Annotated in this window: 21 protein-coding genes; 6 read left to right on the top strand and 15 right to left on the bottom strand. The window is 38.8% G+C overall.

The window, feature by feature from the left end:
- Positions 1-43 precede the first annotated feature (43 nt).
- Positions 44-385, bottom strand: coding sequence for a YlbF family regulator (locus IGK54_RS02175; protein ID WP_002355518.1), 342 nt, complete (start codon positions 383-385; stop codon positions 44-46).
- Positions 386-447: 62 nt separating this feature from the next.
- Complete coding sequence (locus IGK54_RS02170; RefSeq protein WP_142957298.1) at positions 448-2634, bottom strand: PBP1A family penicillin-binding protein; 2187 nt, start codon at positions 2632-2634, stop codon at positions 448-450.
- Between the two features lie 342 nt (positions 2635-2976).
- Here IGK54_RS02170 and IGK54_RS02165 point away from each other — a divergent pair, with 342 nt between their 5' ends.
- The gene (locus IGK54_RS02165) at positions 2977-3840 is read left to right on the top strand and encodes an RluA family pseudouridine synthase (protein ID WP_002378018.1); all 864 of its coding nucleotides are present in this window, start codon (positions 2977-2979) and stop codon (positions 3838-3840) included.
- Between the two features lie 124 nt (positions 3841-3964).
- Here IGK54_RS02165 and IGK54_RS02160 read toward each other — a convergent pair whose 3' ends face one another.
- The 5 genes from IGK54_RS02160 to IGK54_RS02140 all read right to left on the bottom strand — a co-directional run bounded on the left by IGK54_RS02160 (position 3965) and on the right by IGK54_RS02140 (position 9153).
- Complete coding sequence (locus tag IGK54_RS02160; RefSeq protein ID WP_142957296.1) at positions 3965-4519, bottom strand: GNAT family N-acetyltransferase; 555 nt, start codon at positions 4517-4519, stop codon at positions 3965-3967.
- A gap of 23 nt (positions 4520-4542) precedes the next feature.
- Entirely contained in the window at positions 4543-6051 is a 1509-nt protein-coding gene (locus tag IGK54_RS02155) for a phosphomannomutase/phosphoglucomutase (protein ID WP_142957294.1), read from the bottom strand.
- Positions 6052-6084: 33 nt separating this feature from the next.
- Complete coding sequence (gene argR, locus IGK54_RS02150) at positions 6085-6540, bottom strand: arginine repressor (RefSeq protein ID WP_002355509.1); 456 nt, start codon at positions 6538-6540, stop codon at positions 6085-6087.
- Between the two features lie 141 nt (positions 6541-6681).
- Positions 6682-8199, bottom strand: coding sequence for an ABC transporter permease/substrate-binding protein (locus tag IGK54_RS02145; RefSeq protein ID WP_002355507.1), 1518 nt, complete (start codon positions 8197-8199; stop codon positions 6682-6684).
- Positions 8200-9153 (bottom strand): ABC transporter ATP-binding protein, encoded by a 954-nt coding sequence (locus tag IGK54_RS02140; RefSeq protein ID WP_002358670.1) that lies wholly within the window; start codon positions 9151-9153, stop codon positions 8200-8202. It abuts the gene before it with no gap.
- A gap of 236 nt (positions 9154-9389) precedes the next feature.
- Here IGK54_RS02140 and IGK54_RS02135 point away from each other — a divergent pair, with 236 nt between their 5' ends.
- Positions 9390-10409: an acyltransferase family protein gene (locus IGK54_RS02135; protein WP_002355505.1), complete on the top strand. Its 1020-nt coding sequence runs from the start codon at positions 9390-9392 to the stop codon at positions 10407-10409.
- Positions 10410-10573: 164 nt separating this feature from the next.
- Here the strand turns inward: IGK54_RS02135 and IGK54_RS02130 are convergent, their stop codons facing one another.
- The 4 genes from IGK54_RS02130 to IGK54_RS02115 all read right to left on the bottom strand — a co-directional run bounded on the left by IGK54_RS02130 (position 10574) and on the right by IGK54_RS02115 (position 14992).
- Positions 10574-10807 carry a hypothetical protein gene (locus tag IGK54_RS02130; RefSeq protein ID WP_002355504.1) on the bottom strand — a complete coding sequence of 78 codons (234 nt, stop codon included), beginning with the start codon at positions 10805-10807 and terminating at the stop codon, positions 10574-10576.
- A 143-nt stretch (positions 10808-10950) separates the two neighbouring features.
- Positions 10951-12366: a dipeptidase PepV gene (gene pepV, locus IGK54_RS02125; RefSeq protein ID WP_002358655.1), complete on the bottom strand. Its 1416-nt coding sequence runs from the start codon at positions 12364-12366 to the stop codon at positions 10951-10953.
- Between the two features lie 133 nt (positions 12367-12499).
- Positions 12500-13234: a pseudouridine synthase gene (locus IGK54_RS02120; RefSeq protein ID WP_010824393.1), complete on the bottom strand. Its 735-nt coding sequence runs from the start codon at positions 13232-13234 to the stop codon at positions 12500-12502.
- Between the two features lie 108 nt (positions 13235-13342).
- Positions 13343-14992, bottom strand: a complete 1650-nt coding sequence (locus tag IGK54_RS02115) for a putative polysaccharide biosynthesis protein (protein ID WP_002364837.1) — start codon at positions 14990-14992, stop codon at positions 13343-13345.
- Positions 14993-15195: 203 nt separating this feature from the next.
- Between IGK54_RS02115 and IGK54_RS02110 the strand changes: the two genes are divergently transcribed.
- The gene (locus IGK54_RS02110) at positions 15196-16722 is read left to right on the top strand and encodes a UDP-N-acetylmuramoyl-L-alanyl-D-glutamate--L-lysine ligase (RefSeq protein ID WP_113848687.1); all 1527 of its coding nucleotides are present in this window, start codon (positions 15196-15198) and stop codon (positions 16720-16722) included.
- A gap of 66 nt (positions 16723-16788) precedes the next feature.
- Here IGK54_RS02110 and IGK54_RS02105 read toward each other — a convergent pair whose 3' ends face one another.
- Positions 16789-17361, bottom strand: a complete 573-nt coding sequence (locus tag IGK54_RS02105; protein ID WP_002401236.1) for an alpha/beta hydrolase — start codon at positions 17359-17361, stop codon at positions 16789-16791.
- A 30-nt stretch (positions 17362-17391) separates the two neighbouring features.
- Between IGK54_RS02105 and IGK54_RS02100 the strand changes: the two genes are divergently transcribed.
- Positions 17392-18366, top strand: coding sequence for a ring-cleaving dioxygenase (locus IGK54_RS02100; RefSeq protein WP_430603147.1), 975 nt, complete (start codon positions 17392-17394; stop codon positions 18364-18366).
- A 112-nt stretch (positions 18367-18478) separates the two neighbouring features.
- A complete protein-coding gene (locus IGK54_RS02095) occupies positions 18479-18652 on the top strand; it encodes a hypothetical protein (protein ID WP_002355495.1) in 174 nt (57 codons plus the stop codon).
- 75 nt (positions 18653-18727) lie between these two features.
- Here IGK54_RS02095 and IGK54_RS02090 read toward each other — a convergent pair whose 3' ends face one another.
- From IGK54_RS02090 to IGK54_RS02080, 3 genes are all read right to left on the bottom strand, one after another.
- A complete protein-coding gene (locus IGK54_RS02090) occupies positions 18728-19198 on the bottom strand; it encodes a C-GCAxxG-C-C family protein (protein ID WP_025189908.1) in 471 nt (156 codons plus the stop codon).
- 52 nt (positions 19199-19250) lie between these two features.
- Positions 19251-19979 carry a YebC/PmpR family DNA-binding transcriptional regulator gene (locus IGK54_RS02085; RefSeq protein ID WP_048737397.1) on the bottom strand — a complete coding sequence of 243 codons (729 nt, stop codon included), beginning with the start codon at positions 19977-19979 and terminating at the stop codon, positions 19251-19253.
- Between the two features lie 130 nt (positions 19980-20109).
- Positions 20110-20619, bottom strand: a complete 510-nt coding sequence (locus IGK54_RS02080; protein ID WP_002366143.1) for a VanZ family protein — start codon at positions 20617-20619, stop codon at positions 20110-20112.
- Positions 20620-20746: 127 nt separating this feature from the next.
- Here IGK54_RS02080 and IGK54_RS02075 point away from each other — a divergent pair, with 127 nt between their 5' ends.
- Positions 20747-22573: a M3 family oligoendopeptidase gene (locus tag IGK54_RS02075; protein ID WP_161796737.1), complete on the top strand. Its 1827-nt coding sequence runs from the start codon at positions 20747-20749 to the stop codon at positions 22571-22573.
- The last annotated feature ends 13 nt before the right edge of the window (positions 22574-22586 follow it).

Genomic DNA, 22586 nt, shown 5'->3' with positions numbered 1-22586 from the left:
CAAATTGTCTTATAGACAACTTGTCAGAGTTCAATTACGTAAATTAATCGTTATACATATCACGCACAGGAGTCATGATAATTCGGTTTAAATCATTGACAACTAAGCTAAACGCTTGTTCTTTTTGCATTAATTCGTTGATAACTGCTGTTTCTTGCACTTTCGTTGCAATGCTTTGTGCTTTTTCAGCATCTTCATCTGTGAATTCTTCGCCGCGCATTTGTTTTTCTTGTAGTCCTTGCTGGAATCCTTGGAATTCTTTAAACAATGTGTAAGCTGCTTCGTCTGCTTTTACTTCTTCATACGCTGCTTGTAATGCTTTAAATTCGTCTAACTCACGTAGTTCACGTTCAATCTGATTGGCTGTATCATAAATGTTACTCAATGGAATCCCTCTTTTCTCAATAGTTTCATCTTTATTGTACCATTTCTCTTAGGTTTTCCCAACTAATTTCCTAATAAGCCTCCGAAAATTCCTTCAATCTTGTCTTTGACTTTTTTCGCGCCGTCTTTAATTTGTCCCCCAACTTCATTCAATGTATCTCCGAAATTGCTAGCGCCATCTTGAACAGAGTTTCCAAAGTCTTTTAAGTTATCCCGCCAATTAGAATTGGCACCACCGGTTAAACTATCGTTGCTATCAACAACTTTCCCACCTGTGGCATACGCATCCGCGACAGGAAATTGTGCTTGTTTGACTTGTGGCAAGATGCCACTGGCTTGACTGTTGAACACCTGAGAGGCATATGTGGCGCTACTACCTTCCAGATAATGGGTTTTACTGGTTTCTTGGAAGCCTAACCAAGTAGCAATGACAACTTCTGGTGTATAACCAATCACCCACTGATCGTTCGTTTTACTACTATCGAAGTTGGTTTCTGTCGTACCTGTTTTACCAGCCATTACGTAGCCTGCTGGTTGTGCGTTGACCCCGCTCCCAGAACTAAAGACCCCTAGTAACATACTTGTAATCCCATCTGCAACATCTTTGGTAATGACTTGTTCTTTCTTGACTTTCGTATTATCAACTACAATTGCACCAGTTGAGTCGACGATTTTTGTAATTAAATGCGTTTCAGTTTTATAGCCTTCATTGGCAAAGGCACTATAAGCTCCCGCCATGGTTAGTGGCGAAACACCCGTTTGTAATCCCCCAAGTGCTAAACCATAATATCGATCTTTTTCTGATAATGGAATGCCAAATTTCTCTGTTTTTTCATAGCCTTTATCTAAACCAATTTGATGTAATAACCACACCGCTGGTAAATTTAAGCTTTCTCCTAAGGCTTGGTACATAGGAACTTCTCCACTGTACGTGCGGCTATAGTTTTGCGCTGGATAATAATCTTGTGGTTTATCTTCTAAAATAGAGTCTGGTTTATAGCCGGCCTCTAAAGCTGGTGTATAGACAGAAATTGGTTTTAAGGACGAGCCTGGTGAACGTTTTGTTTGCGTTGCAAAGTTAAAGCCTCGATAAACGTGTTCCCCTCGACCGCCCACCAGTGCTTGCACGCCGCCGGTTTTCGGATCAATGGCTACAGAGCCACTCTGAACCATGGCACCGTCTTCTGCATTGGGTGGAAATAGTGCATCATTTTTATAAGTTGCATCCATCGCATCTTGATACCCCTGATTTAAAGAAGTGTAAATCTTGTAGCCTTTATTTAAAATATCTTCTTCTTTAAATTTATAACGATTGACCGCTTCATCAATTACCGCATCAAAATAATATGGATATTTGTAACTATTTTCGTCGCCAACATAGGTGTCATTTAATAGACTCGCTAAGTTAACACTCGCTTCTTGATTAGCTTCTTCTTGAGATAGTTTTTTATTGTCGACCATTAGTTGTAAAACGGTATTCCGTCGCGCTGTGGCATTGTCAATGTAATCAATTGGGTTATAAATTCCTGGCCCTTTTAACATGCCCGCTAGCGTTGCGGCTTCCCCCACTGTAACTTGGGACGCATCCACGCCAAAGTATTTACGAGCTGCATCTTGCACGCCCCAGACACCATTACCAAAATAAGAATTATTTAAATACATTGCCAAGATATCTTTTTTCGAATATTTCTTTTCGATTTCAATCGCTAAGAATAATTCTCTGGCTTTCCTATCTAACGTTTGCTCTTGCGTTAAGTAAGCATTTTTGGCTAATTGCTGCGTAATTGTACTTCCGCCACCACCGCCACCGATTTTCCCGAAGGTCAATTTTCCAACAACCGCACGGGCAATCCCTTTGATGGAATACCCTTTATGTTGATAAAACCCGCGATCTTCAGTTGAAATAACCGCATCTTGAATATAAGGAGAAATATTATCCAGTTCCACAAAAGTCCCTTTTTGCCCGAATAACTTTCCGACTTCCTCTCCTGATTCATCATAAACACGTGTTGATTCACTTAGCCCCGATTTTAGGGTCTCAACGTTTGCGGACTTGGCTAAGTAAAATAAATAAATACTGGCACCTAAAGCGACTACCAAACCAATTAACAAGAAAATTTTATTGATTTGATACTTTTTCCAAATCCGCTTTCTGGCTTGATGGAATTGTATTAAATAAGGCTTTATCCACGTCCAAAAATGACGTAATCCGACACCGACTTTACTAAAAAATTGTTTAAGATTGTCCATAGTACTCCCTCTGTTTACGTTTCTTGGCTAAGTCTACCATATTCTTGCAGGTACGACCTAGGTCTAAAGCATGAAAAATTCTTGAAAAACAATTTCAATGGTCTTTTCGCTGTAGCAAAGGAAATATGGCCTTCACTAGAGGTAAATAATTGCTTACGCTTAGAAACGAGTCTTTATTTAGCCTCTATTCTATCATGCTTTTCTTCGTTTTTTATGTAAATTTGTTTAAGAATCTCTCAAGGAACTGCCTTTCTAACAAATTTCAGCTTTTTTTCCGTTCTGACTTGACCTTTTGAGTAGCTTTGTTACACTAAATAGCGAATCAGTGAAAGGTGGGATTTGGTGGAATATTCAATGAGATTACCTGAAAATTTTTCAACAATGACTGTAAAAGAACTATTAGAAAATGAGTGGCTAGTCCCTCGAAAAGTGCGCCATTTTTTACGCACGCGAAAAAATGTCAAAATCAACGGAGAAACAGCTGCTTTTCATTTTCCAGTCCAAGCTGGCGATTGTGTCACCTTAACGTTTGAAGAAACCGATTATGTACGTCCCACTATTCATTTGGGGGAAGCAACGCATGTGAAGGTTTTATATGAAGATGAACATTTAATGATTGTAAATAAACCTTATGGCATTAAAACCCATCCAAATCAGCCACAGGAAACAGACACCTTGTTAAATCATGTTGCTGCCTATTTAGCTGAGAAAAATCAGGTCCCTTATGTCGTTCATCGATTAGATAAAGAAACCAGTGGTGCGATTGTCTTTGCTAAAAATCCTTTTGTCTTACCTATTTTAGGGCGTTTATTAGAAACAAAACAAATTTACCGCCAATATCAAGCGATTGTAGCTGGTCACTTTAACCAAAAAGAGCAGACAATCAATCAGCCGATCGGTCGTGATCGACATGATCGCCGGAAACGACGGATTGATCCTCAAAAAGGGGATTCAGCGATTACACATGTCCAAGTGGTCCAAGCTCTTTCTAACAATCAAACCGCAGTTACCTGTGTTTTAGAAACAGGTCGGACGCACCAAATTCGGGTCCATTTAGCTAGCGAAGGGCATCCAATTATTGGTGATCCGTTATACAACCCAAAATCGCAGGCAGCTCGTTTAATGCTCCATGCTTCACAACTTCATTTACTCCATCCGTTTACAAAAAAACAAATCGTTGTGACTGCAGCGCCTGGCCTATGGTAAAAAAACAGAAGAAATCGGACGGTAACCGCCGATTTCTTCTGCTTTTTTTATTTTACCGCACATTCACTGCTGAGAACGGCATATCTGCGTTTGCTCAGTGTCTTGGTGTTAAACAGTTCCTGAGCTAACTCTCAGCCTTAATCATTTGTAGCCACTCTTTTTGTAAAATTCCGTAATTGTAGATATCCAGCCATTGGCCATCTTGAAATAACGCTTCTCTATCAATTCCTTCTTTTTTGAAGCCTACTTTTTCATAAACATGAATCGCTTTTTGATTGTTACTATTGACAGCTAATCTGATTTTGTGCAAACCCAATTCATAAAAAGCAAATTTACAAATTAAAGACACCGCCTCAAAGCCATATCCTTGACCACGTTGCTCTTTTTGTAAAATAGCAATCCCTAAATTGGCCCCTCTATTTTTCAACTGTACATCAGACAACGAAACCCAACCAATAAATTCCTCTGTCGTATTTTCTAAAATAGCAAATAGAAATCGATCATCTTCTCCTTTATTAATTGTGAAATCTTTCCATTCTTCAAGCCCCCACGGAGGTAAAGCATCCCAGCTCAAATGCCGAAGCAATTCATTATCCCATTGCTGCTTTGCAATATGTTCGATATATTCTTCTCTAAAATGAGAAAAGCCAACGTGTTTTCCTTTTAAGACATTTTCCATAAGAACACCTTTAATTTCCTAGATTATTTTTCTATTTGTTGACTATCTATTTCCTCGTATTTTTGTAAAAAAGTGGCAATTTTTTCGATGACACACGCATTTTTATCGCTTTGGTCATTCTCTACCTGAAGAACAAGCAACGGTTCATGCAGACTTAAGCGTAGCAAAAACCAACCACTGCCATATTGACCAGACACGTTTCCCCGAACACCTTCTTGGTTTTCACGGTCCACAGCAAAGTCTGCTTGATTTTCTACAAACAATTCAAAGTCTCGCAAGACTTGTTGCCCATAACAAGTCACATCCTCCGCAGTAATTTTGAAGCGAAATTCGTTGGTTTCTGCCGGTTGCTTCAATGTAGCAATCAGATCTCCTAACGTTTGATTGTTTTGTTTCAATTCTGGTAACAACATTAAAATTTTCGCCACGACATATGCACCATCATCCAGATTGTAGTTTTCTTGAAACGCTGCATGACCACTGGTTTCAATGGCTAACGGTGTCTGAAAGCCCCCATGATTCAATTCAATCATTTTATTAATGACATTTCGGTAACCAGAAATATAACGAATCTGTTGGCCGCCTTTTTCTTCAATAAATGTTTTTAAATGACTTGAGGTTGGCGAATTTGTCACAATATAACTACCAGGCGCTTCTTTTAAAACAATTGCCGCTAAAACAGCAATTAAATTATTTCGGTTTAGTACCTCACCTGATTGGTCCACCACAGCCGAACGATCTACATCTGTATCAAAAATAATGCCCAAATCTGCCTGATTAGCTAAAACAGCTGTTTGAATACTTTTCATTGCTTCAGAATTATCTGGATTAGGTACATGATTAGGAAAATGCCCATCTGGTTCTAAAAACTGTGATCCCGTCGTATCAGCGCCCAAAACTTGAAGAACCTGCTCCGCAAAGAAGCCCCCAGCCCCATTACCCGCATCAACGATAATTCGAAAGCCCTGTAAAGGTTTCTCTTCTAGCGAATGAATTCCTTGGCGGATTTTTGCCACCAAATGTTCCGCATAAATTGGCAGTAACTCTTGCTTCATCAGTGTGCCATTTTCATTGGCTGTCAGCGGATCAGTATGAGATAAAATATACCGAATATCTTCTTTCTCTGCTCCACCTTCTGCTGTGAAGAACTTCAAGCCATTAAAGTAGTAAGGCAAATGGCTAGCTGTAATCATAATCGCTGCATCACATTGAAGCGTTGGAAATTGAGTAGCCATAAACATAGCAGGCGTCGTAGCTAAACCAACGTCAATCACCTGAATACCTAATGAAAGAAACGTATCTACTAATGCTTGCTTAATCGGCTCCGCCGTTAGACGACTATCATGTCCGATTGCAATTGTCAGGCGCTGTTGTGTCTTTCGTGGCAGCTGTTTTTTATCCTGTAACCAACGAACCACGCCCACCGCAATCTCAGCTACTGCTGTTACGGTTAATGTTGCAGTTTGTTCTTCCGTATCCAAAGCAATTCCCCGAATATCCGAACCATTTTGTAGCGCTTTCAATTCTACCAAGAAAAAAACTCCCTTCTATTGATGCTTTCAATTTTAAAAAATCATATTTTCGATGCGTTCGATAAAGTGTTCCGCATCCTCTTCTGAACGTGTAATCACAATAATCGTATCCGCACCAGCCACTGTACCCGCCACTTCCGGATAAGCTACTTCATCTAAAAAGTTACTCACCACATCGGCATTTCCCATCTCTGTATGCAAGATGACAATAAATTGTACTCGCTCCATTCGAACAACTGAATCTTTCACTGATTCTCGTAATTTCTCTTCACTGCTTGTGCCTTGTGCTTGAGAAAAAATTGCATATTTGACACGACCATCTGCACCATGTGTTTTAACAATACTCATTTCACGGATATCTCTTGAAACAGTCGCTTGAGTGGCTCGGACGCCAAGTTCTTCCAAACGAGTGATTAATTCATCTTGTGTTTCAATTTCTTGTTGCATAATTAATTGTTTAATCAAACGTTGACGTTCTGCTTTTTTCATATAGACCACTCCTCTCCATTCATTTCTTTTATTATATCCAAAAATGAGTAAAAATACAGGTACTTTTCACATTAAACTCTTTATTTATCTGAAAAAGACTGGATAAATGTTTATATACCAGTCTTTTTCAGTAAAAAATACTTATTTAAGAAGATTCTTTTCTTTTAAATAGTCTTTCGCCACTATGCTAGGATCTTGCCCCTCCACATTGACTTGATAATTCATTTCACTCATTTCTTCTTCGCTAATTTTTCCTGCCAATTTATTCAATATTTCTGCTAATTCTGGATATTTTTCCAACGTTGCTGTTTTAATAAGTGGTGCTCCTTGATAAGGCGGAAATAGCGCTTGATCATCTTCTAACGTTACTAAATCGTATTGTCTCAATTCACTATCCGTTGAATAAGCATCAATCACATTTACCTCACCATTATTAATCGCTTGATAGCGTAACGCCGGTTCCATCGATTGGACATTCAGATTTAAATGATATTTTTCTTGTAATCCCTTATAACCATCTTGCCGATCAATAAATTCTAACGTAAAACCTGCTTTCAACTGATTGCTAATTTTCTGTAAATCACTAATCGTTTTTAATTGATGCGCTTTTGCAAATGAGCGTTTAACTGCGACGGCATACGTATTTTCATAGCGCATCGGTTTCAACAAAGTAAGGTTTTCTTGTTTTTTCAAGCCAGCGCGTGCCGCTTCATAGACTACTTGAGGTTGATTGTCTAGCTGAGGAGGATTTTTTAAAAAGGTTTCGATCACTGTTCCTGTAAATTCCGGATAAAGATCGATTTCATCTGATTTCAAGGCATTATATAAAAAAGTAGTCTTGCCAAAGTTTGGCTTTAACGTCACCTGAATGTCGCTATTTTCTTCAATTAAGGCTTTATACATATTAATAATAATATCTGGTTCCGCTCCTAATTTGCCAGCAATTGTCAGCTGTTTTTCCTTTGAAGAAGTTTGTTGATTCCAGAAAAATGAACCACCTAACAAAAGGCCTAAAATAGTACCACCAATGATTAGTCGCCGCCCATTCGCTTTTTCCAACCAATGAATTCCATAATTAAATAAGACTGCTAGTGCAGCTGATGAAAGAGCTCCAATAAAAATCAACGATAAATTATTTCGATCAATTCCTAATAAAATGAAGGTCCCTAAACCGCCTGCTCCAATTAACGCCGCCAACGTGGCCGTACCAATAATTAAAACGGTAGCCGTTCGAATCCCAGAAATAATAAATGGTAATGCCATTTGTAACTCAAACTTAAACAGTTTTTCTTTTTTACTCATCCCAAATGCTTCTGCGGCTTCTTCTAACGAAGGATCAATTTCCGTCAAACCAGTATAGGTGTTTTGTAAAATTGGGAATAAGGCATAAATCACTAGCGCAACAATTGCCGGTGGTCGACCAATACCAATTAACGGAATCAGTAAGCCTAGCAAGGCTAAAGAAGGGATGGTTTGGAAAATCCCAGTCACTTGTAACAGACTTTCCGCTAACTTACGATGACTTGTTAAATAAATGGCTAAAGGAATTGCAATCAACGCAGCGAATAATAACGAGATAAAGGACAATTGCATATGCTCGATTAACGCTTGCAGATATTCTTCTTTTCGAGCGAAAAAAGTTTCAATCAGTGCTTGCATCTACTGTTCCTCGCTTTCCAACAGCTGTTCCATAAAACGAGTAATCGTTTTTGAGGTGATACACCCTAAAACTTGTTGTTTTTCTACTAAATTTGCTTTCTCTTGCGCATTAATGAGTTGGACAATCTCTTTTAAATTGGTTTCCATGAAAACAGTCGGCACTGGCTCAATCGTCTCATCTGCGGCTTCTAAAAATGCAGTCAAGTCAGCGCCACAATAGTTCGCTAGTTCTGGCGAAGATTGTTTGAAAAATTGACCGACAAAATTATTTTTCGGATGTTTTTGAATGGCTTCTGGCGTATCGACTTGAATAATTTTGCCAGCGTCCATAATACAGATGCGCTCTCCTAACAGTAAAGCTTCATTCATATCATGGGTCACAAAAACAATGGTACTCGCTAATTCCTGATGAAGTTCTTTCACCAAACGTTGAAGATGATGTCTTGAAATCGGATCTAGCGCGCTAAAAGGTTCATCCATTAAAATCACTTCTGGTTCGGCTGCAATGGCGCGTAAAATCCCGATACGTTGTTGTTCGCCTCCTGAAAGCGCTGCTGGCTTACGATGCAGATATTCCTCAGGATCCAGCTGAACTTTTTTCAATAGTTCAATGGTTCGCTCTCTGCGTTGCTCTTTGGGCCATTTTTTCATTTCAGGAATCAACTCAATATTTTCCGCCACGGTTAAGTTAGGAAATAAGGCAATTTGCTGAAGAACATAGCCAATTTTTAGTCGTAATTCACGTAAAGGATAATTGGTTACCGCTTGTTCATTGAGAGCCACTTCACCTGTCGTTGGCTCAATGAGCCGATTAATCATTTTCAAAGTCGTCGTTTTTCCACTACCACTCGGCCCTACTAATACAAAAAATTCGCCTTGTTGGATTGTTAAATTCACATCGGACAAAACAGCATTTTCTTGATATACTTTTGAAACATTTTGAAATTTTATCATTTATTTTCACCGCATCTTTCACTTCTTAATAAACAAAATCTTTGGAGGATCGTCACTCTTTCAGTATAATTTAAGACTAACATCCTGCCTAATTTTTTGTTTTAAGCGCAAGTATGTGGGGGCTCATTTAACGGCTGCCGGTTCGTATCTACAATTATCTACTCAATGAATGGAAAAATTGTCCTCTTCTGCCTTAAACAAAAGTGAACTGTTTTCTACTAAAAGGAGTGATCGTTATGGAAAACGACAAGCGAATTTATAAATGGGACAACGTGAAACTTTTTTTAATTTTCTTAGTGATTTTTGGGCATATTTTAGATCGTGAAGCTTCTCCTTCACGACTCATGGAAACAATCAACTTTTGGATCTATTCATTCCATATGCCAGCCTTTATTTTTGTCTCTGGACTCTTTAGTAAACATGCAATTAAACAACGAAAATATCTACGCTTACTTTCCTTTGTTTGGCTTTATCTCTTAGCGAAGTTGTTGATTACGCTTGCTAATTTCGCCTTTGCAAATAAAATGAATTTTGATTTACTGAACGAAACGGGCGTTCCTTGGTACTTACTTTCCTTAGCAAGTTTCTACTTAATTACCATCTTTCTTCAGCGCGTTCAGCCGAAAATCATGTTGCCAATCATCATTGTTATCGGCTGCGCCTCAGGCTATTTGCCTGTGGAAGGTTTCTTGTCTTTAGGACGGACTCTGGGCTTCTTCCCTTTCTTTTATTGTGGCTACTTAATGGATATTCAAAAGCTGCAAACCTTTTTAGATCATCGCAAAGTCAAATGGGCAGCGATAGGCGTAATTTTAAGCTCCTTTTTATTTGTAAATAGTCAATGGTCATTGGCAACGAAATTTTGGGGCTTCTTAACTGGTTGGGCTTCCTACGCTGAAATTAGTCCGGCCTTTGAATACAGTAGTTTCATTCAGCTGTTCTTTTACGTTGCTGCAGCATTGGTGTCTCTTTCTTGGTTTGCATTATTGCCGAAACGAAAGTTACCTTTAAGCGCCCTCGGAAAAGATACCCTCTACCCTTATCTCTTGCATATGCCCTTAATTATTCTGTTGGAAAGTGGTTTGCAATTAGACACACTCTTTAAAGAATGGTTTACTTTCCGAATCCTGGCACTTTTCTTCTTAGCCCTCTTCATTTTAGCTATTACGAATATGCCTGTGGTGAAACGGGGAGCGGATTATCTTTTTAATCCAATTGCGTATGTGTTGCCAAAACAATGGTTAAAAGTTAAATAAAAAAAGAAGAGCGTGGGACAAAAATCACTTTGGATTTTTGCTCCACGCTCAAAAACTGTTAAACGGCGAGAGTTGCAATGTTTCACTGTGAAGCATGAACAGATGAAATCATCGTACCTACTTGGTTTTTGGAGCTAAACACTTTTATCTCAGATTTTTTTCAACTATTGAAACAATCCTTTAATTTTATCAAACAAACCATCGGTCGTTGTATCAGCTAACATCGCTGTAATTTTATGATAGTGTTCGCCTAATTCATCTTTATGTTCTTCAATGAATTGTTGCGCATGTTCCACGTTGCCTTCTCCAATTAAATCTTTTGCTTTTTGAACTAATTCTTCTACGTTCATCTTCACACGTCCTTTGATTAAATAGTTAACAATAAGTGTTTCACTCATTGCCTTTTCTCCTATTTATCGTATCGTGGGATCCCTTGATTTGCAAGAAATTTTCAGTAAATTGATGGTTCTGATTTTGGGTTTTTAAAAGGCAAAAATTGCAAAAAAAGCTGTTTTCGATTTTCGAAAACAGCTTTTTTACTTTACTTCGCTAAACGATAAATCGCATCTGCATAAATAGCAGCTGCTCGGAATAAGTCATCTAATTCCATAAATTCGTTGGCTTGGTGCATTGTGTCTGTGTAGCCAGGGAACATTGCGCCATAGGCAACACCACGTTTTAATAAGCGGCCATAAGTACCGCCACCAATGATTTGTTCTTGGCCTTTTTCGCCTGTATGGTCTTCGTAAACTTGTAGTAACGTTGCCACCAATGGATCATCAACTGGCACATAATGCGGTTCTTGGTTGCGATCTCCTTGTGTTGCAGTGACCGTTTCACCGACTGTTGCTTGAACTTTTGCTTGTAATTCTTCTGCTGAAGTTCCTTTTGGATAGCGGAAGTTTAATGTTACTAAGCTATTTTCAGGATTTTCTGGATCAAAGTTAACAATCCCAGCGTTCATTGTCAATTTACCCATTTTTTCGTCTTCAAAAGCCACACCTAATTTTTCGCCATAAAAATCTTCATGGATAAATTCAGCAATGGTATTAATAAAGCTATATGCGCCTTCTGCAAAGCTGTAATCATTTAAGAAAGTTGCCAAGAAAGTCGCTGCGTTAATTCCAGATTGTGGGCTAGCACCGTGAGCACCTTTACCAACTACATGGAAAGTCACTGTTTTATCTGAAAGTTCTGCGTTACCTGAAATTTTTGCTTCTTGTTTGATGAATGTTTCAAAGCTAGCAGCTAGTGAAGCCGCTTCATCTGCTGAAGCAGCCGTTACAACAGCATCTGCTGTTCCCGGAACCATGTTTTCACGTAAACCAGATTTGAAGCTTTCTAATTTATAATCAGCGCCGTTACCGCCTCGGAAAGTTAAACGAATAGTCACATTTCCTTTTTCCCCATTAATAATTGGGAACTCAGCATCTGGTGAGAAACCGAAGTCTGGTGCTTCTTCATGTTGGAAATAGTAATCCATATCGCCCCAGCCGCTTTCTTCATCACTTCCTACTACGAAACGAATTTTTTTAGACACGGGTAAGCCTAATTCTTTGATAATTTTCATTGCGTAATAAGCAGCCATACTTGGGCCTTTATCATCGCTTGCGCCACGTGCATAAATTTTGCCATCTTTAATGACTGGTTCATAAGGATCTGTTTCCCAACCATCACCAGCAGGAACAACGTCCATATGACCAAAAATTCCTAACGTTTCGTCGCCTTCACCATATTCAATGTGTCCAGCGTAATTGTCGACATTTTTCACCGTAAAGCCATCACGTTCACCATAAGCTAACATGTGTTTTAAGCCAGCAACTGGCCCAGGTCCAAAGGGCGCTTCAGGTGTTGCTTGTGCATCATCACGTTCACTGTTGATCCGTAATAAGTTTTGTAAATCTTCTAATAAGTCGTCTTTACGTGCTTCGACTTCTTTTGTCCAATCAATTGTCATTTGTTGTCACTCCTATTCATAAAGTTCTACATAGTCAATCATACCATTTTATGCAGAAAAAGAAAGAAACCCGACACTATTTTTCGAGAATTTTTTTATCTTTTCCGCAGAAAGGGCTGGGTTTTTGTTTATTTTAATTGAGGTATGATTGTTTAGGTTGTAGTTGTTGCAATTCGTCTTCTGTTAAGGGCCGATATTCCCCTAGTTCTAACGTTTCATCTAACCATAGTTCACCCATTCGTAATCGTTTTAAATACGTCACAGGTTTGCCTACAGTGGCTAACATCCGTTTGACTTGATGAAATTTCCCCTCTTGAATCACTAAACGGACTACGGAAGTCCCTTCTTCCTCATTGATCGTCTCAATGACTAAACGACTTGGTTTAACCATTTCTCCATCTTTCAAGGCAAATCCTTGCGCAAACAGTTGACAATCTTCCGCTGTCACAAGTCCCTCAACTTCAGCTAAATATTCTTTATCCACATGCTTTTTGGGTGATAATAATTGATGCGCTAACTGACCATCATTTGTTAACAGAAGCAAGCCTTCGGTATCTTTATCCAAGCGACCAACTGGGAACAAGTCGGCACGGTAATCCTGATCAGTTAACAAGTCAATTACCGTTTCATCTCGCTGATCTTCCGTCGCAGAAATGACACCTTGTGGTTTATGCAACATGTAATAAAAGAATTTCTGATACGTAAGAATTTCTCCCATCAAGGCAATTTGATCTGTTTCTTCATTTACTTGTGTTTTGGCTTCTTTTACGACGTCACCATTCACCGTAACGACTTTTTTCTTTAACAATTGTTTGATTTCTTTACGACTACCGATACCAACATCGGCTAAAAATTTATCTAAACGCATCGTCATTCCTCTTTCCTTTAAAAAAATAGCTTGGGACATAAATCGAATCGATCGATGTCTCAAGCCTTGTCTCTTAAGAGAATCTGCTGAAAGGAGTTCAATCAGCTATTATTTAATATTGAATTTTGCACGTAATTTTGCGGCATTTTTCCCTAATAAACGATCAGCTAAGCGAATCTTCAAGACCGAATAGCCATAAAAAGCGCCTCCTGCAGCAGCCACAATTACAACGATAATGAAGGCTTGGAAACGTCTAGTTGGATCTAAAAATAGATACAAGAACTGACGGAAAATCAAAGCGATAATCATCATGATGACTGTAATACAGAACATTAACAATGTTCGCCGTAAGGTTAATTTGTAATTAAAACGTGTCACTTGACGAATTCTTCTTAGAATCAATACGCAAGAAACCGTAAAGCCAATCATCGTTGCTAATAACGGACCGTAAACTTCAAATAAACGGATTGCGGGGAATTGCACGATTAATTTCACTGCTAAACCAATTCCTAAATAACGCATTGCGTCACGATTTTCATACATCCCCATTAACATATTTGACACTAACATATACAAGCCCAAGAATAAACTAGCATAACAAGCTTGCACTAATAAAGAAGTGCCTAAAGCATCTGGCATGTAAAAAACAGTGTATAGTGGTTGCGCTAAAACAATCATACCAAACGTTGCTGGCAACATTACAAACACAAAAAGTTGTAAATTATTACTAATCAAACGCGCTAACTCACGGTGATTTTTTAAGGTGACCGCTTCTGTAATCAACGGTAATCCAGTAGCCGAAATCGAAGTTGCTAAAGCCACGACAATCATGGTTAATTTGTCCGGATTGGCATTAAAAATACCGAAAAGCTCTCGTAATTGGGTATCTGAATAATCCGTAAACAAACGCATAAAGTTTGAGAAAGTAAACTGATCGACAAGTTTAAAGACCGTTACCCCTGAGCCAACTACGATAAAAGGAATCGCCTCTTTAAAAGTTTCAATCAATAACTCTTTTGGAGCAATTTCATGTTCATTGGCGCTGTGTTCTTCTAAATAATCAAATAATGGTTTTTGTTTGTACATGTAATAACCTAAAACCGCAAAACTTGCGAGCATCCCAATAAATGCCGCAAAAGTGGCTTGGGTCACCGCTGTAACGTAATTACCTTCAAAGACTTTCATGATAATAAAAGCAGTTAATAACATGTAAAAAACTCGTGCTACTTGTTCAACAATTTGTGATAAAGCAAAGGGCATCATTTCTTGATTTCCTTGGAAATAACCGCGAATGACACTCATGCTTGGGAAAACTAAAACGGCTAAACTTAATGAACGCATTGTTGGAACTAATTCAGGACCTCCGCCAGACAAAGCTGCTAATGCCGGAGATGCCAAATACATCACAATAGCAAAAACCACACCTAAGCCACCCATTAGTTGTAAGGCACGATAAAAAAGCTGTCGACTAATTTTATATTCGTTCAATGAATTATAATGCGAGGTCTGCTTGGCAATCGCACCTGGAATTCCGGCGGTAGAGATCATTAGGAATAAGGCATAAATCGTATACCCCATTGAAAACAAACTGTTCGCTTCGTTTCCGTGCTCGCCCATCCAAGCGTACCAGGGGATGATGTAAATCGCCCCTAACATGCGGGAGATAATATTACTAGCTGTCATCCAAGCTGAGCCTTTGACCATTTTTTCTTGGTTCGTCAGGATTGGTTGATCAACTGAATTTGGTTGATTGATCATTTTGTCCTCCAATATTCTTTGAGTATGCTTTCTTTATTTTAATTGTTCATCTTGGGATATGCAACGACTTTCTCGAAGAATTATCCTATTTTAACATTTCTCATGGATTTTCTCACGCTAACGAGATGGTTTTTTTAAAAGAAAAATAATGCTATAATGACATCAGTTTTGAAATTTCGTTGAAACGTTTGGAGGCAAAAAAAGTGACGATTTCATTATTCGCAATTCGCGATTGCTTAGAAAAAGAAGATTTATTAAAAGAATTTATTTCACCAGAAGGCTGGCACTTGACTCTTTCCGACACGTTAGGTCAACGAGAAGTAACGGCTCTTTCTTACGATTCGAGAGACGTAACAGCAGAAACACTCTTTTTTTGTAAAGGATTAAACTTTAAAGAAATCTATTTAGAAAATGCTGTAAAAGACGGCCTAGAAATCTATGTTTCTGAGGTGCCTTATGAGGTTCCGGCGCAACTAGGAATTATCGTGACTGACATTAAAAAAGCAATGGCTGTGTTAAGCATGGCTTTTTATGATTATCCACAAAATAAATTAAAACTGATTGGCTTTACTGGAACCAAAGGTAAAACAACAGCGGCTTATTTCACCAAATATATTTTAGATGTTGCTACACAACAAAAAACAGCCTTGCTTTCTACCATGAATTCGACATTAGATGGCAAAACATTCTTTAAATCTGCATTGACTACACCCGAATCTTTGGACTTGTATCGAATGATGGCAACCGCTGTTGCTAACGGGATGACTCATTTTATTATGGAAGTTTCTTCCCAAGCCTACAAAACTAATCGTGTCTACAAGTTATTTTTTGATGTCGGCATTTTTTTAAACATTACCCCCGACCATATCAGTCCAATTGAACATCCAACCTTTGACGATTACTTTTATTGCAAACGTCAATTGATTACACATTCTAAAGTCATTGTGTTGAATCACGAAGCTGATTATTTTCCATTACTTAAAGAAACCGCACAACAGCAAAAAGTCCCTGCCATTGTCTATGGCAGTCAGCCAGCTTCAGAAGTTGACTATTCATTCGCTGTTTCTTCAGAGGATTCCTTACGTTTTATCGTTGAAAGTCCTGCAGATGCGTTAGGATTGGCTGGCTCTTATCACCTTCGTTTAGGTGGTGATTTTAACAAAGGTAATGCGTTAAGTGCGGCGATTGCTAGTGTCCTTGTGGGAGCTTCAAAAGAAGAGTGTCAACAAGGGATCGCAGCAACCACCGTCCCTGGCCGGATGGAATCTTTAACGAATACCAACGGTGCAACCGTCTATGTTGATTACGCTCATAACTATGACAGTTTGAAGAATCTTTTAACCTTTGTCCGTGAAGAACATCCTGACGGCCGCTTAATTGTTCTTGTCGGTAGTACGGGAGACAAAGCGATTTCTCGCCGCAAAGACTTTGGTAGGGTTCTTTCTGAATTGGCTGATGTTGCAGTCCTAACAACCGATGACCCAGCCAGTGAAGATCCAGCAAAAATTTGCCAAGAAATTCAAGCCCATATTACCAAAGAAATGCCTGTTTACACCATTTTAGATCGTGGCGAAGCAATTGCTCACGCATTATCTTTAAGCACAACGGCTGATGATGCGATTGTCTTAGCTGGTAAAGGCGCCGACCTTTATCAAAAAGTAAACGGCGTAGATGAACCTTACGCAGGAGACTTTGCCCTTACGGAAGCTTTCATTAATAAAAAGAACTAAATCATTTAAACACACATGAAAAAAACAAGCTGCAACCACTTATCAGCAAAGGTTGCAGCTTGTTTTTTAAAGAATTTCTTTTATTTTCGTTACTTCTTCTTCTGATAAGCCATGACCGCCATCCACTAGTAAAAAGTCGACTGGAAAATGTTTCTTTAATTGGTTAGCTAAAGAAAGAACTTGTCCCGGAATACTCAACTCATCCTGAGCCCCTGTTGTGACAATCACTTTTGTCGCAAACTCACCAGATACATATTGATAGCCTAAATTGCTTGGATGCAGTAAAATAACAGTGTTAGCAATAGTCGGGTTCTTTTCTAACAGGCCTAAAATAAAATTGGCACCGTTAGAGTACCCTATAAAAATAACTTCATCGTATAACTTTTGCGGTTGCCAAACTTCTTCTAGAAACGCCGTCACTCGCTCATCAAAGTTAGCACGAGGTAATGCTCCATTGACTAATGGCGCAAAAAAGCGTCGCTGTTCGCCTACACCTTCTGTCCCTAAGTAACTTAGAACACTCGCTTCTGGATAAAGGGTTGCGATGGTGGTTAATAATTGATATTCATTGCCACCAGTACCATGGAAAGCGACAACTAATTGATTAGGTTTCGACCCTTTTTGAAAAAATTGTTTCATTTAATAAACCTCCAAGAAAGGAATTTTACTATGTATGCACAAATTCATCACATCTCTATTTTAAATCGATTGATAAAGCCTACATTTGACTTCTATCATAATACACTGGGATTAAAATTACTAATGAAAACGATCAACCAAGACGACCACACCATGTATCACTTGTTTTTCTCAGATAATGAGCAACGAACAGGTACCGAATTAACTTTTTTTGAATTGAATGATGGCCAAGATCAATCCTTTGGGACAAATACAATTGAACGAACTATTTTAAAAGTACCAACGCGCGCCTCTTTGGATTTTTGGGCAGAACGTCTTGAGCAAGCGGGTATCTGCCACTATGGTGTGGAAACATTTAACCAACACCCAATTTTGCGTTTTGAAGCGCCCGATAATACGCAAATGGCGCTTGTTCCGTTACGTGAATTTGAAAATGCGGAAGATTATTTTCCAGCTGAGCATTCCGAAATTCCAGTAGAACATGCAATTTTAGGCATTGATGCAATTCAATTACGCGTCCAATATGCCGCAGCTACCAAACAACCTTTAGTGGGTTATTTACATTGGCATGAAAAAGAAACAGTACCTTTTTTTGAAACTGCGCATGAAGTAACCGTTCTGGAAAATCATCATCCACAGTTTTATCAAGAGGTGCATATCATTGATGACCGTACCAATCCGCTTGCCATTGAAGGGATTGGTGGCGTTCATCACGTCGCCTTTGGGGTGGAAGATACGCAAGAATTAACGCAAGTTGACAGCCTGTTGGATGAAAAGAATTTTACAAACTCAGGGATTAAAGACCGTGAATTTTTCAAATCATTGTATTTTAGAGAACCGAACCACTTATTATTTGAAGTAGCCACACAAAAAGGCCTGCTAGATGTCGAAGCCTATGAAAATCAAAGCTCAAACTTTGATGAAATCCCCCTTTATTTGCCTCACTTTTTGGCAGATCAAAGAGAACGAATCGAAGCGATTTTAGCACAACAACGCCATGAGTAAACAAAAATAGCGGTTAGGACCGCTATTTTTGTTTTTTAATATCCTATTATTGCCCTTTTTTGAAAAAAAGGAGTACACTAATAGTAGATGAACTGCGCAAGGAGGTGAGTACATGTTATCTAAGGAAGAAGTTCTACACTTATTGAACGAAGCAAAAAAAGAAGTCGATCGTTTAGAAACAAACCGCCAAGAAGATTTAGGTAATTCAATCAACTATATTGAAAATGAATTACAGCTCCAACGTGTCTTATCTCAAGTGGAAGCTTATGAAAAAGTACTTGGTTAATTGATTACGCATTAAATGAGAGAGGAGCAACCAGATTCAGGTGAATGAATCTGGTTGCTCCTCTCTCATTTTTTACTAGACTAATTCGTAAGCAAGTTCTCGTGCAATAATTTTTGCGGTTGTTTCAGCGATTTCTCCAGTAAAGCCAATGCATTGTTCCATATGCTCAGGTGAACCCATCGTCATTTTACTTGTCAAAATACTGCAGCAAACTACTCGATGCTTTTGTCGAAAACTTTGATGCAATTCGTTGGCTAAAGTCATCGTTTTATTTACTTGTTCTCCTTTGGCTTCTGTCCGACCAAAAAAGTAGCCCAGACACATAACCCCGCCTGAAAGAGCACCACAAATACACTTCGCTCCTCCAACACCTACAGGAAACCCAGAAGCCATGGCCACAGCTTCAATGGGAATCTCCGCATCAAAGTGTTGCCGAATGGTCGCCACAATCGCTTCCGAGCAATAAAAATCACCGTTACGATAATAGGCTTCCGCTTCTTCCCTGATTGCTTGTAAACAAATTCTCTTTTTCAAAATGCCCTCCATTCTGTATCCGCTTTCATTTTATGAATAAAAGGACGCCAAGCATCCCTTTATTTTATAGATTTTCTGCAGAGGTAAATACTTCTGACACATCATCATCGTCTTCTAACTTGTCAACCAAGCGCTCTAATTGCGCTTTTTGTTCCTCGTTCAAGGTTAGTAAGGTTTGCGGAACCATTGTTAATTCAGCTTGTGCTAATGAATAACCTGCTTGTTCTAAAGCATCGCGAACCGCTGTAAAATCTTCTGGTGCTGTGTAAATTTCAAATACTTCTGGTGATGTTTCTAAATCCTCGCCGCCTGCTTCCAAAACGACTTCTAGCATGTCGTCTTCCTCAATTGCATGATCTTCTCTCTTAATGACAATATAGCCTTTACGATCAAACATATAATTCACCGAACCCGTTTCACCTAAAGAGCCACCATTTCGAGTAAACGCGACGCGAACATTGGTGGCCGTTCGGTTGCGGTTATCTGTTAGTGCATGAACTAAAACTGCCACGCCACCTGGCCCGTATCCTTCATAAGTTACCTCGTCATAATGTTCCCCTTCACCAGCACTACTGGCTTTTTTTATGGCGCGCGCAATATTATCATTGGGCATATTGGCTGACTTAGCTTTATCGACTGCTAAACGTAAAGCAGGATTCATTGCGGGGTCAGGGCCACCTGCTTTTGTCGCCATATAGATTTCCCTTGAAACTTTTTGGAAAATTTTCCCACGTTTGGCATCTTGCGCATTTTTACGCCCTTGAATGTTGCTCCATTTGCTGTGTCCTGACATCCTTGATTCCTCCTGACTTTTCGTTACTATTCTCCTTTATTCTACTCTTCTTTTCAGTTAGGAACAAGCGCTACCAAAAAAAGACCCTCGCTTATCCATCTTTCTGACGAATAAACGAAGCTCTTCTAAATTAGCGTCTTCTTTTTTTATTTTTCTTCAAACCATGAACCACCAAACAAATAACGATGGCTGTCAAAGCACCCATGGCATCCAACATAACATCTTGAAAAAGAGGGGTCCTTCCGCCTGTGATCATTTGATGAAATTCATCTAAACCTGCATAGCCAGTAGCAGCTAGCCAGGAAACAACAGCTGTTAAAAACAGACCTTTGATTCTTGGCACTAATCCAATGAACCAACTACCACCTAATAGAAAATACGTACCAAAATGGGCTCCCTTACGAATAAAAAATTCAACAAATTTACTATAACCACTAGCTTGAATGCTCACTTCACTGCCAGCATATTGAAAAGAAATGTTTTTTAATTGTTCTTCAAAAGGATGACTGCTCAGAAGTTTATCTAAAAGACCAACTTGTGATTGCTGTTCATACGTCTGTGATGAACTGAAAAATAAAATGGCCATAATAACAAACGCAATGACTAAATATAAATTACTATCTTTCAAATAATTTTTCATATAATCCTCTTTTCTTGGTTTCAAGTTACCCCGTGCCTGCCACGGAAAATTCTTTTTTATTATAGTCGGTTTCGAGGGAAAAAGAAACAACTTCTCTTAGGTCTTATGATATACTGAAAAGAAAAAAATGAAAGAAGGATTGGATATGACCTATTCTATTACATGGGATTTAGACAGTATTTTCCCCAATGGGAGCGAGTCCAAAGAACTTAGCCAACGAATGACTCAATTAACCGAACAGACAAAAGAGTACCATCAATTAATCACAGAATGGACACCAGAAAGTGCCCAAGGCAAAGAACAATTTGCTGAAATCTTAACGTTACAAGGGAAAATCTCAAATGGCTTTTCACAATGTAATAGTTTTTTAACTGCTTTAATTTCTGCTAATACTAATGATACCAAGGCCAAAATTTTATCAGGCGATTTATACAATCTGTTGCCAGCGATTCAATTAGCTGAAACCATTTTTACTAAAAAAATCACCGAGATTTCAGCAGAACATTGGCAAGCCCTGTTAGCCGAAGAACCGTTCAAAACAATGGCTTTTCGCTTAAATGAATTACGCCGTGATGGAAAAAAACTGCTTTCCGAACAAGAAGAAAATATCATCAATACGCTTTCTCTAGATGGGTTAAATGCTTGGAGTACACATTACGATACGATTGTTGCTTCCATTGTGATTCCTTTTGAAGAAAAAGATGGCTCTGTGACAGAACTATCTGCAGGCCAAGCCTTTAACCGCATGATGGGAGATCCTGACAAAGAGGTTCGTCAACGTTTGTTTACAGCTTGGGAGAAAGCTTGGAGTGGCAAAGCTTCAATTTTAGCAGATACCCTAAATCACTTAGATGGGTTCCGTTTATCTGATTACAAATTGCATGGCACTACAGATTATTTAGAAAATCCCTTAAACTATAATCGAATGAGTCAAGAAACATTAACGGTTATGTGGGAAACCATCCAAAAAAATAAACAACCATTCGTCGACTTTCTAACGCGCAAAGCGCAATTATTCGGCAAAGAAAAAATGGATTGGCAAGACCAAGATGCACCAATTATTTTAGGTAATTTAGAAGAAAAAACGTATTCCTTTGATCAAGCCGCTGCCTTTATTTTAGAAAATTTCCGTAAATTCAGTCCGAAAATGGCTAATTTTGCCCAAATGGCTTTTGAAAAAAGTTGGATTGAAGCTGAAGATCGTCCAGGCAAACGTCCTGGGGGTTATTGTACAGAATTACCTGAAACACAAGAGTCGCGGATTTTCATGACCTTTGGCAATTCAATCAACGAAGTAGCTACTTTAGCCCATGAATTAGGTCACGCTTTCCATAGTAGCGTGATGTGGGATTTACCTTCATTGAATCGAGAGTATGCCATGAACGTAGCAGAAACAGCTAGTACCTTTGCAGAATTGATTGTTGCTGACGCCACCTTAAAAGAGGCCAAATCAGACGTTGAAAAGATTAACCTTTTAGACACAAAAATGCAAAATGCCATTGCCATGTTTATGAACATTCATGCGCGTTTTATCTTTGAAAATAATTTTTATCAAGCGCGCCAAAAAGGTTTAGTAGCGGAAGAAGATATTACTGAATTAATGTTAGCGGCGCAAAAAGAAAGCTACAAAGATAGTCTTGGCAGTTATCATCCTCATTTCTGGGCGAGCAAATTGCACTTCTTTATTGATGATGTGCCTTTCTATAATTTCCCATATACTTTTGGCTATCTATTCAGCATGGGTATCTATGCGTATGCTAATCAACAAGGCAGCTCTTTTGAAGACCAATACATTGCGTTATTAAGAGACACTGCTTCGATGACAAGCGAAGAATTAGCGAAAAAACATTTAAATGTTGACTTAACAAAACCTGATTTCTGGCAAGCCGGCATTGATCAAGTCCTAAAAGATGTGGAACAATTCATGACTTTAACTGAAAGCTATGTAAACTAAGCAAAAAAGAAGC

It is taken from the genome of Enterococcus sp. DIV2384, from assembly GCF_050534975.1.
Classification (GTDB): domain Bacteria; phylum Bacillota; class Bacilli; order Lactobacillales; family Enterococcaceae; genus Enterococcus; species Enterococcus faecalis.
Note: the sequence above shows the minus strand (reverse complement) of the source record. Positions and strands in the feature narration are given on the sequence as shown.